Raw genomic sequence first — 11290 nt, forward strand, 5'->3', positions numbered from 1 at the left:
TCTCCGGGGCAATGGCGCACACCGCGGCCTTGAACAGGCGTGAATGGTGCCGATAGGCCTCGAAATCTGCGGGCAGGAGGATGGCGTCGGGCGCCAGCTGGGCGGCCTTCATCAGGCCCATGCCCGAATGCACCCCCAGCGCCCGTGCCTCGTAGGTGGAGGTGGTGATCACGCCTCGCCCTGCGTAGCTGCGCAGGCGGGGGAAGTCGTGGAGGTGTTCCCCCGCCACGGCACGCCGCCCACCCACCACCACCGGCATCCCCCGCAACTGGGGGTAACGCAGCAGCTCCACCGACGCGTAGAACGCGTCCATGTCCAGGTGGGCGATGCTGCGGGGGAGGTGGGGCATGGGGCCGGGATCGGGTGAGTGGTGTGAATTCCGCCAGCTATTTTGCACTACCGCGCGTCACCGCGCTGCGCCTTGTCCCGCACGGGTTGTAGTGCCCGCAGGCCCGGGGTGGGAGGTGGCCGGCCGGCACCGTGTGTCGCCAGTAACGGTTTCGGTTCGAAGAGGGATGCGCACTCCGCTGCCGCCTCTGGGTAAGGTCTTGTTCGAGACCGGTTCGCACAGCGCGGACGGCGGTACGTTGGGAAGGGTGAAATTCGGCAATTTCATGCCAAATTCGTGGTTGAATTCGACGAGGGCTGGCAGGATAATCCGAAAGATTGATGCGGCATGCCAAGTGTTTGCGGATTCAGTGGGCAATTTTTCGGGGTGGGTTAAGTCCCTGACGGGTTTAACTTATTTTCCCGGGCTGTGCTTGTTCTGCATTCTTCGTGGTTGCTGCGTTCCGCTTTCGTCGTTGACTGATGGTTCCGCAATGCAGGTTTGGTGTTGTGACGCTGGCGGTGGTCGATTGAATGTGTACCGATGAATGGACATGGGTGGTTTGATGAAAAATATCCTGGTCTTGACGCTGCTGTTTTCCACAAGCCTGATGGCGCAGACACCGTCACCGACCGTCCGGATCTGCGACGAGAACGGCTGCTCGGAACGCCCGCGCGATGCGGTTACCTTCAATCCCGCCGCTGCAGGTGATACGGCGGCGGAACAGCAGGCCGCCAAGCTGATTGCCCTGGCTGAAAAGGATCCCCGTGCAGCTTACGACCTCGGCTTGCGTTACTTCCGTGGCGACGGTGTGCGTCAGGACAGCTATCAGGCGCTCAAGTGGATGCGCGATGCGGCCGAGCGTGGTTTCCTGAAGGCCCAGACTGCTGTTGGTCGTTTCTACCTGATGGGGCTGGAAGAGATGGGTTCCGATCCGGCCGAAGCCGAGAAGTGGCTTTCCATTGCCGCCGGACGCGGTGACAAGGAGGCGAGATCCCTGCTGGCTCAGGCGAGAAAGGCAAAGCAGAATGAGGTCGCTTACCGGCGTTGGGTGGATTCCCAGCGGGTCATCTGGAACAGCTACTGGATGGAGCGCTATCAATATGAATGGCAATGGCGCAACGGGGGCTGGTATGACCATCGGCCCTACGGCTACGGCGCCCGTTACTGAATGAATACCACGAAGGCAATCTGCCTTCTGCGCAATGCCGAATCAGAGCGTGTGGAGAAATCAGCAACGCGCGGTTCGAGTTCGCCCCGCATAGCCCAGCCGCGCAATGCGTATGGTGGGTAGTGCAGGGGTGAAAGCGGGCCGCGCGGTGGATTCATCCGCTCGCTCTCACCTGATGATCCATTTTCGAAGGATGAGTGCTGATGCTGAACACTAAACTTACTGCCATCGTGGGCGCGGTCGCCGCCTCGCTGACCCTAGCAGGCTGTGCCAACAACCCTCTGGCCGGCGGCTCCGTGAGCACCGGTTCGCCCGATGCCACCGCGGTGAGCGGTGCGGCGGGCGGTGGCACCAGTGCCGGCGCAAACGCCTCCCTCGAACGGTGCCCCGCTCCACTCGGTACCCTTGCTGTGGACGATGGTCGTGGCAAGGAATGGTATGCCAGCTTTGGCGCTGCCACCAAAGTCACCACCATCGAACCGCTGATCCGTCTGGCTGTTCAGCAGTCCAACTGTTTCGTGATCACTTCGGTCGGCAACGCCCGGACCGAAAGCAAGCTCTCGGCGATCACCGACAAGCAGCGCAATTCCGGTGAATTCCGTGCCGGCTCCAAGCAGCAGAAGGGCCAGCGCGTAGCGGCCGACTACTACATGGAGCCTTCGATCATCATCGACAACTCATCCACCGGCCGGATGGCCGGTGCCGTGGGTGGCCTGCTGGGTGCTGGTGGCGCGTTGCTTGCTGCCGGCATGGAAAGCAAGGTCTCGGTCGTGACCATGACCCTTTTCGATATCCGTTCTGGCGTCCAGCTGGCCATCTCCGAAGGCAACGCCACGGCCACCAATTTTGGCGCGGCCCTGGGGGCATTCGGTCCTGGCGCGGCAGGGGGCCTCGGCGGCTTCTCCCAGACTCCGGAAGGCAAGGCGACCGTCGCCGCGTTCACCGACGCCTACAACAAGATGGTTGTCGCTCTGCGCAACTACAAGGCCCAGGACGTAAAAGGCGGTCTCGGGCGTGGTGGGCAGCTGAAGGTCAACTAAACGCTATCCGGGGCGCCCGGATCCACCGCGTCGGCTTGGCAGGTTTTGCACAACAGAGGAGATATGAAAATGCCCGATTCATCCCTCCGGGGCAAACGTATCCTGGTTACCCACGCCGACGCCTTCATGGGCCCCGTGTTGTGCGAGGTGCTCGCCCGACGTGGCGCCACGGTGATCCCGAGCACCGACGCATTGCTTGAGCCGGAGGCCCCGGCGGCCTTGGTCGCGGCATCGGGTGAGGTGGACATCCTCGTCGCCAACCTGGCCATCCGCAATCCACGCACCTCGGCCACCGAGGTCAGTGAGGCCGAATGGCGCGAGGTGTTTGCCGCGCTCGTCGATCCCCTGCCGCGCCTGTGCCGGGCGGTACTGCCGGCCATGATCGCGCGGCGTGCCGGCAAGATCCTGGTGATGGGCAGCGCCTCGGCCCTGCGCGGTATCAAGGGCGCCACCACCTACAGTGCGGCCCGTGGCGCCCAGCTTGCCTATGTGCAGTCCCTCGGCGTCGAGGTGGCCGCCCACAACGTGCAGGTCAATGCCATCGCCCAGAACTTCGTGGACAACCCCACCTATTTCCCGCCCGAGGTACAGGCCGACCCGCGCTTCCAGGACCGCCTGAAGCGCGAGGTGCCCCTCGGCCGCCTGGTGAGCGCCAGCGAGGACGCGGAGTTTGCCGCCTATCTGTGCAGCGAGGCGGCCAACTGCTTTGTCGGGCAGGTCTTTCCGGTGTGCGGGGGGTGGGTACAGCGCTAGCGCCGCGCTTGCTCACGAACCCTTCGCCGGGGGGCGCTTGATTGCACCCTGCGGGGGCTTCGTTCCCGTACTTTTCGGATCACGTGCTTCGAGTTCGTAGGCGGCGTACTCAAAGGTGGCCTTGCCCCTCCCGCGCGTGACGAAGGCCTCGTCGAGCAGGGTCTAGTTTGTGCCGGCAGCCAGATCCGGCATGGCGGACACAAGCAGCTTTCGTGTCGACCCTACCTCAATCAATGAATCCATACCCTTTTCCAATTGTCTGCCGAATACGTCGGCCAGCCAGGGGAGGGGGTTTGCGGACCCGGTCAGCGGGAAAGCCATCAACAACCACCCGCAGTAGACGGCAAGTCGTGCATGTTTGCTTGTGGGCACTGTGGGCTCCGCCAATGGATAAACAGACATCAATACCGGGGTGAGGCGCCTGTGCCATGGCAAGCGCCTTTCGCGCGACCGCTTGCGCCAATGCCCGGCTTCCCGGTTGAATTTTTCCGCATCTGCGAACCTCGCCGCCTGTCCGGTCGGTGCCCTGCGGATGGCTGGATGAGTTCACTTGGAATAATTCAATAAGCATTTTCGCGATAAGTTTCGCGCCCTGTTGCAATGACATTCAAATAATGCATTAATGGCGACCTGGTGTGTTTTTGTTCAGGTTTATGCCAAGAGTATTGTTTCGGGGCCTGATGGGTGCCCTGTTTCCCCTTTGTGCCTCGGCGGGTGTTGTTCCGGACGGCCGAACGGCGACGGCCGTGTCGGTGGACCCGTCGGGCAAGACGCTGATCCAGCTTGCACCGGCGGCCGGCGGCGTGTCCCATAACGTCTTCTCGCGGTTTGATGTGAGCCCGGCGGGGGCGGCCTTCCAGAATCAGGCGGTCGGCGCCCGCAACATCGTGGCGGAAGTCCGTGCGCCCCTGCCGTCGGTGATCGAAGGGCCGGTGTCGGTGGACGGCCCCCGGGCCAATCTGATCCTCGCCAATCCCAACGGCCTCGCCATCAACGGCGGGAGCTTCGTCAACTTCGGCAGTGTGGCCCTGGTGGCGGGCAGCCTTGCACTCGAAAGCCGGGCCGTCGGCGGTGGCGTTCAAACCTACGTCTCTGCCACGTCGGGGAGCGGTGCCATCTCCATCGGCCCCGACGGTCTGGCTGCCGATCTGATCCGGCTCGAGTTGCTGGCCCGACGCGTTGACGTGGCTGGCCCCCTTGTCAATGCCTACAGTTCGCCCACCGCGCTCATGCGACTGGTGGCGGGCGATGCCAGTGTGCTCTTCGACACGGCAGCCTCGCCCACCGACAACCTGACCCCCTGGGCCTACTACACCCGGGGAAAGTCCGCGGGTGAGGGCATCGTCATCGATCTCGCGGCCCACGCCCGGGTCACCTCGGGGCGCATCGAGCTGCTGATCACCGATGCCGGCGCCGGTGTGCGCAACGCAGGCCATCTGCAGGCCACGTCGGGCGACTTCGTGATCGACAGCTCCGGCCTGCTGGAGCAGAAGGGAGGGCGCATCGAGGCGGCCGGCGACATCCTCATCCGGGCCGGATCCTTGCGCCAGGTACTGGCGGAGTCGGGTGAGGCACCTTCGATAGCCGCTTCGGGAAGCCTTGATGTCAGGCTCAGCGGCAGTCTGAGCAACCTGGGGGGCAGTCTCTCCGGCGTGGCCCGCAACCCCGGGGAGGGGGCTGCGCCTGCGGCGCTGCGCATCGTCGCCGACGGTGACATCGTCAATCAGACACCGGCAGGTGGCAGCGGTGCCGTGATCTTCGGTGCCGCTGACGACGTGCTGCTGGAAGCGGGGGGCGACATACGTAATGTCAACGGGCGGGTCATCTCCAACGGCGCCCTGAGCCTACGAGCCGGCGGCATGGCGCTCAACGAGTCGGTCTTCGTGGCGGGCAGCGGTCGCAGTGTGTCGTCCCGGGATGAGCGCAACTGGCTCGGCCTGCCCCGCTCGCGTCACACCATGACCATCGACAACGGTGTGCTGGCAGATCCCGCACACATGGCCTACTGGGTGGCGGATGGGCAGCTCAGCGTTGCGGCTAAACAGGTGCACAACCTGGGTGGCAACCTGCTCGCCAACAAGGGCGATGTGGTGCTCGAGGGGCGCAGCGAGATTCTCAACCGGGCCTGGCTTACCGGTGCGGTCACCCTGCGGGAGTCCTGCAATCTTCTGTTCTGCCGCCGCACGGCAGAGGTCAGCGAGAGCCTGGTGGGCGGGCAGATCCTGGCCAGCCAGGACGTGCGCCTCAAGGCCGGCGAGCGCGTGGTGAATGAAGGGGGCCTGATCCATGCGACCCGCGACATGCATCTCGACGCACCCCACATCGAAGCGCGGGGCGTGCCGGTGCATGTGGCACTGAGCCGGGCTGACGGGCTGCGCGCCTTCTTCGGCGACCGCTGGGCCGGCCTCTATGCCATCGACCAGGGCGGTGGATTCACCGCCCAGACCGGCCGCCTGATCCTGACGGGCCAGGCCATCCAGGACCGGGGTTTATTCACCGCGAGCCAGGGTGTCGATGGCGTCATCACCGTCGCGCGGGCGCCGGGTCGCAATCCGGTTGAGCTGACCAGTCACCTGGGCCTGTTCAGTGCGTTCTGGCGTTGAACGGCAGCGCTGCTTTGCGCTTGCGCTGGCCCTTCTGCTGGCCGGAGCGAGCGCCCATGCCCAGCAGCAGCCGACGCCACCGCGCCAGGACCAGGGCGACCGCATCCTGCGTGAGGAGATGGAGCGCGAGCGGGAGCGCCTGTTGCGCCAGCCCACGCCACGCATTGAGCAGCCCGCCGCCCCGGCCGCAGTGGGGCCGGATCCGGCCGAGGTGGCCGAGATCGCGCCCATGTTTCGTATCGAGCACATCGAATTGCAGGGCGGGGATCTGCTGCCGGCGGGTGTTCTGGCCCGCCGCCTGCGGCCCTTCACCGGCCTTGACCTGGGCACTGTACGCATCGGCTTGCTGCTGCAGGGGCTTAACGCCGACCTTGTCGAGTCGGGGCAGATCACCTCCCGGGCCTACGTGGTAAGTCAGAACCTCGCGAGCGGCGTGCTCAGCCTGCGCATCGTGCCGGGCCGTATCGAAGCCATCCGCTACAACGGCAGGCCGCTGGAGGCCGACGCCATGGATGCGCCCGGCGTGCGCCTGGCGCTGCCCATGGGGGTGGGCGACATCCTGCAGCTACGGGACATCGAACAGGGGCTGGATCAGCTCAACCGCCTGCGTGGCCGGCAGGCCCAGGTGCGCATCGTGCCCGGGCAGACCCCGGGGGGCTCGGTGCTCGAGTTTGCCGATCCGCCTGCTGCGTCGGCCTGGCGGGCCTGGCTGGGCGCCGACAACCAGGGCAGCCCTTCCACCGGCGCGCGGCGCCTGCGCCTTGGCCTGGAGACGGGCGATCTGTTCGGCCTCAACGAGAACCTCAACCTCGGCTACACGGGCAGCCTGGAGACCAATGCGCTCAATGCCGGCCTGTCCCTCCCCTGGGGCTACAACACCTTCAGCCTGCTCACCACCTGGTCCGAGTACCAGAGCCTGATCGGCAACGTGGCGCTGCTCCATGGCAGTTCCACCAACCATGCGGCGTCGTGGAACCGGCTGCTCTTCCGTGACCGGGATACCAAGGTGGCGGCCGACCTCGCCCTGTCGGTGCGGGAGGCGCGGCGGGAGATCAACAACGTGGCCCTTGCCCCGCAGAAACTCTCCGTACTGAGGGCCGGCATCAACCGCCTGACCCGCTTCGAGTCGCCGGCGCTGGTTGGCCAATGGATGGTCGATGCGGGTTTCTCCCGGGGCCTGGATGCCTTCGGCGCCATGGGCGATGCCGGGGCGGGCAGTGGCCCGGTGGCCCGCGCCCGCTTCGGCAAGCTGGATGTGTCGGGCAGCGCGGCCCTCTATCTGCCCGGCAACTGGAGCCTGCGTGGCAACGGGGCGTGGCAGTGGAGCGGTGTGCCCCTGTTCTCCTCGGAGCAGATCTTCGTGGGCGGCGTGGCCAGCGTGCGGGGCTTTGCCGAGTCTGCCGCGGGAGGCGATCGGGGTGGCTACTGGCGCACCGAGCTTGGCCGCAGCCTGGGGGCCATGCCCGCCGGCGTGCACCTGGAGCCCTTTGCCTTCTTGGACGCGGGCCATGTCCGGACTCTCGCCAGCGGGCGTGCCGCCACCCTCATGTCAGCCGGCCTCGGGCTGCGTGCGGCCATCCGTGCCGGCAACCTCGAGGTGATTGCCGGCAAACCCGTCGTTTTTCCGTCGGACATGCCCGATACGGCCTTCCGCCTCAACCTGTCCCTGAGCCTGTTCTTCTGAGAGATCTGCCCATGCGTGCCCCCCTGCCTGCCGATGACGACATGTCCCGTGTGGCCCCCTGGCGCCGGATCACTGCACGCATTCTGGTTGTCGTGTTCGGTTCCGGCTGCATCCTGCCCGGCGGCGCCCACGCGGCGCCCATTGCCGATCCCACTGGCCCCATCGCCTTTCGGCCCGGCATCGGCCAGACCTCCACCGGTGTGCCCGTGGTGGATATTACCCGTCCCAACGCGGCGGGCACCTCCTACAATCGTTATCAGAGCTTCGACGTCGCCCCCGAAGGTGTGGTCCTCAACAACAGCAGCCAGCCGGGTACGACCCTGCTGGGGGGCAGCGTGGCGGCCAATCCCAATCTGGCGGGGGGCGCTGGCGCCAGCGTGATCGTCAATGAGGTGGTGGCCGCGGGAGCGGCATCGCGTCTGGCCGGGTCGATTGAAGTGTTTGGCGCCCCGGCTGCGGTCATCGTGGCCAATCCCAACGGGGTCACCTGTGCCGGTTGCGCCACGGTGAACAGCCCGCGCTTCATGCTCTCCACCGGCACGCCGGTGTGGCTGGATGCGCTGGGCGAACCCGGCAGCTTCACCGGCGCCACGGGGGTTGGCTTCGATGTGATGGGTGGGCTGGTACGTGTCGAAGGCCAGGGCCTGGAGGGGACGGTCGGCAAGGTCGAGCTGGTGGGCGCTTCCATCCAGCTGGATGGACCGGTGCGGGCCCACTACCTCAACCCCGAGCTTGCCGGCATCACCGTGCTGGCGGGGGCCGGGCGGGTGGCCGAGAAGGCGGGGCAGCTCGAGAACCTGAGCCCGGCACCGCCTGCCGCCATGCCCCTCGGCAGCTTTGCCATCGACGGCACGGCCTTTGGCGCCATGAGCAGCAGCCAGATCCGCATCGTGTCCACCGACCAGGGCGTCGGTGTGCGCATGGCCGGGCCCTTGCTGGCCGACAGCCAGGGGCTGGTGGTTCGGAGCGCCGGTGATCTCAGCGTGGGCGAGCTGGTGGCACGTCAGTCCATCACCCTCGATGCCGCCGGCAATCTGAACATGCAGGGGGCCACGGCGAGCGGCGGCGACCTTTCCGTCCATGCCGGCGGGCGGGCTAGCGTGAACGCGGCCAGCTCAGTGGCCGGCTCCGCAAGTCTGTCGGCAAGGGACTCGGTGGAAATCCTGGCACCGCTGACGGCGGGTGGTCGCACCAGCGTCAGCGCTGACCAGGTGCGTCTGGCCGCGGGGGTGGCGGCCAGCGAAACGCAGATCCAAGCCCGCTCGTTGGTACTGGGCGACGGTGGGCGCGATGTCCAGATCCATGGCGACCTGAATCTGGCCGTGACCGGTGACCTGGTGACGCCGGGGGCGGTGACCGTCAGCGGCAACACCCGCCTCGCGGCAAGCGGCTCGGTGGGGCTGGACGGGGATGTGACAGTAGGAGGGAACCTCTCGGTGGATGCCGTTGCGGATATCCGTGCCGGCGGCCAACTGAGTGCGGGTGGCCTGATGCGTCTGCATGCCGGTCAGACCCTGGACATCGTCGGTGGGGTGTCGGCCGGCGCCCTCGATCTTGTGGCCGGTCGGGCTGTTTTCGGCGGTGATGTGATGGTGGCGGGTGACGGGGCCATCGTGGCGGGCGCCCTGGTACTTCCCGCCGGGGTGGAGGCGGGCGGAAGCCTGCGCATCGACACCGCCGGTGACCTCGTCAGCTCCGGGCGGGTGGTGGCGAATGGCGATCTGAGCCTGGGCGCCGGCGGGCGGCTTGCCCTTGCCGAAAGTGGTGCCGGTGGCCGGGCCGAGGTGACGGCCCGGGGGGGCGCCCTGTCCATCACCAGTCCTTTCGTAGCCGGGAGAACCGTGCAACTGGCCGGGCGGGACGGGGTGGGTACGGGGGTCGTCCAGTCGGGGGGCGATCTGGGCATCGCCAGCAGTGGCGGTGCGGTGACAACGGGGGCGCTGTTCGCCCCGGGGGCCGTGGCGGTGAGCGCAGCCCAGGGGCTGCATGTCGCGGGGCCGGTGGCGGGGGGCGAGGATGTTCATCTGCGCTCTGGAGCGGCGCTGCAGGTTGCCGGCAGTGTCGTTGCCGGTGCCGACCTCAGCCTGGTTGGGTCTTCGGTTCGAGTTGGGGAGGTGTTGGCCGCCGGCCAACTGGTGGTCGAGGCGGGGCAGATCGAGGCGGATTCCCTCGGGGCGGGTGGGGCACTTGCGCTAAGTGCGCTCACGGGCGTGAGTGTCACCGGCGGGGTGCTGTCCAACGGGCCGCTCAGCGTTGCCGTGCGCGAGGGTGCCATCACGGTGGGCGGTGCGCTTGCCTCCAACGAGGCGCTGGCGGCGACGGCGCAAGGCGACATCCGTGTGCTTGGCGGTGTGGGCAGCGGCGCAGCGGCAAGCCTGCTCAGCCGCCAGGGGCGCATCGCTGTGCAGGGTGGCGCGAGCGCCGCAGCCGGTCTGACGCTTGATGCCTCCAGGCAGCTTGATGTGGGCGGCGAGCTTGCCGCCCGCGGGCCCATCGTCCTGCGCAGCGGCACGGCGGGCATCGATCTGGCGGGCGGTGTGGCCGGGGCCGGCGGTGTGTCGGTCGATGCCTTGGGGGATATACGCTTTTCCGGCGAGACGCTGGTGGGGGGTGATCTGACCGTGGCCACCGCAGCCGGGACAATTGCCTTTGCGCGGAACCTGGAGGCGGGGGGCGCTACGCGGCTGGCCGCAGCGCATGGCATTGACTTCGGCGGTGACAGCCGCTTCTTTGGTGCCCTGCGTCTTGATGTGCCCAACGGGCCCATTGCCAACCGGGGGCTCCTTTATACGACTGCCGACTTCGTTCTGGATACGCTGGGCAGTTTCACCAGTGAAGGGCGGATCGAGAGCCTGGGTTCGGTATCCATCCGGGCTGCGCAATTGACCTTCAATGCCCGTGAAGCCGGGGGTGTCTTCGCCAACGGCGGCATCAATCTGGTGGCCCGTGAAGCCGGCCACCTGGGCGCTGCCGGCACTTTGCTGGCCCGAGGCGCGATAGCCCTCGAAGGCCCCCGGTTCGAGACGGGCGGGGAGGTGCTTTCCTCCGGGGGCATCCTGACGTTTGCGGGCAACACGCTCGTGAACACGGGCCTTGCGGCTGCACAGGCCGTCATGGTGGAGGGACGGCTGGAGAACGGGGCAAGCGGCCGCTTGTCGGCGGATGTTGTCCAGGTCGGCGGCGAGACCCTCAACCAGGGCCAGATCGGCGGCACCGCCGTGTTGTTGAAGGGCGGGCTGGGCAATGCCGGGACGGTCGTGGGTGATCGGCTTGAAGTCGTCGGTGATCTGCGCAATGAGGGCAATCTCGGTGGGGGTACGTTCCGCTTTGACGGCGGCCGCCTGAGTAACGCCGGGCTGCTGGCGGCAAGCTCCGTTGCTGTCGTGGCGGGCAGCGTCGACAACCGGGGGCTGCTCCATGGCGGCAATGTTGATCTGCTGGTGGGCGGCACCGTGGACAACCGCGGTGTCATCGAATCTGCGGAAGGCATGGTCATCGTGGCCGACGCCCTGGGCAACAGCGGCACGCTGCACGGGGGTGCGGCTGCGAGTGTCCGGGTGACGCAGGGTCTGGTGAACGACGGGGGCCTTGTTTCGGCGGTGGAGGGCCTGAGCATCGTCACTGGCGCGTCGCTGAGCAACGTCTCGGGGCGCATCCTGGCCGGCGGCAACCTGGGCGTGCAGGTGGCCGGTGACCTGAGCGGTCTCGGCG

General features: G+C 67.0%; 6 protein-coding genes and 1 pseudogene. 6 read left to right on the forward strand and 1 reads right to left on the reverse strand.

Features of this window, described 5'->3' with window-relative positions; genetic code table 11:
* A pseudogene (locus J0L98_RS19715) lies at positions 1 to 349 on the reverse strand (DNA polymerase IV); the annotation flags it as partial.
* Positions 350 to 875: 526 nt separating this feature from the next.
* Here J0L98_RS19715 and J0L98_RS19720 point away from each other — a divergent pair.
* The 6 genes from J0L98_RS19720 to J0L98_RS19745 form a co-directional block, all read left to right on the forward strand.
* A complete protein-coding gene (locus J0L98_RS19720) occupies positions 876 to 1499 on the forward strand; it encodes a tetratricopeptide repeat protein (RefSeq protein ID WP_296413681.1) in 624 nt (207 codons plus the stop codon).
* A 203-nt stretch (positions 1500 to 1702) separates the two neighbouring features.
* Positions 1703 to 2539, forward strand: a complete 837-nt coding sequence (locus J0L98_RS19725; RefSeq protein WP_296413683.1) for a hypothetical protein — start codon at positions 1703 to 1705, stop codon at positions 2537 to 2539.
* Positions 2540 to 2608: 69 nt separating this feature from the next.
* Positions 2609 to 3292 carry an SDR family oxidoreductase gene (locus J0L98_RS19730; protein WP_296413685.1) on the forward strand — a complete coding sequence of 228 codons (684 nt, stop codon included), beginning with the start codon at positions 2609 to 2611 and terminating at the stop codon, positions 3290 to 3292.
* Between the two features lie 653 nt (positions 3293 to 3945).
* Complete coding sequence (locus tag J0L98_RS19735; protein WP_296413687.1) at positions 3946 to 5895, forward strand: filamentous hemagglutinin N-terminal domain-containing protein; 1950 nt, start codon at positions 3946 to 3948, stop codon at positions 5893 to 5895.
* Positions 5879 to 7579: a ShlB/FhaC/HecB family hemolysin secretion/activation protein gene (locus J0L98_RS19740; RefSeq protein WP_296413689.1), complete on the forward strand. Its 1701-nt coding sequence runs from the start codon at positions 5879 to 5881 to the stop codon at positions 7577 to 7579. Before J0L98_RS19735 ends, J0L98_RS19740 begins: the two co-directional genes overlap by 17 nt.
* A gap of 11 nt (positions 7580 to 7590) precedes the next feature.
* Positions 7591 to 11290, forward strand: a 3700-nt coding sequence (locus tag J0L98_RS19745; protein ID WP_296413690.1) for a filamentous hemagglutinin N-terminal domain-containing protein, incomplete at its 3' end; no start/stop codon positions are given.

Origin of the sequence: Zoogloea sp., assembly GCF_017302315.1 — a bacterium.
Classification (GTDB): Bacteria; Pseudomonadota; Gammaproteobacteria; order Burkholderiales; family Rhodocyclaceae; genus Zoogloea.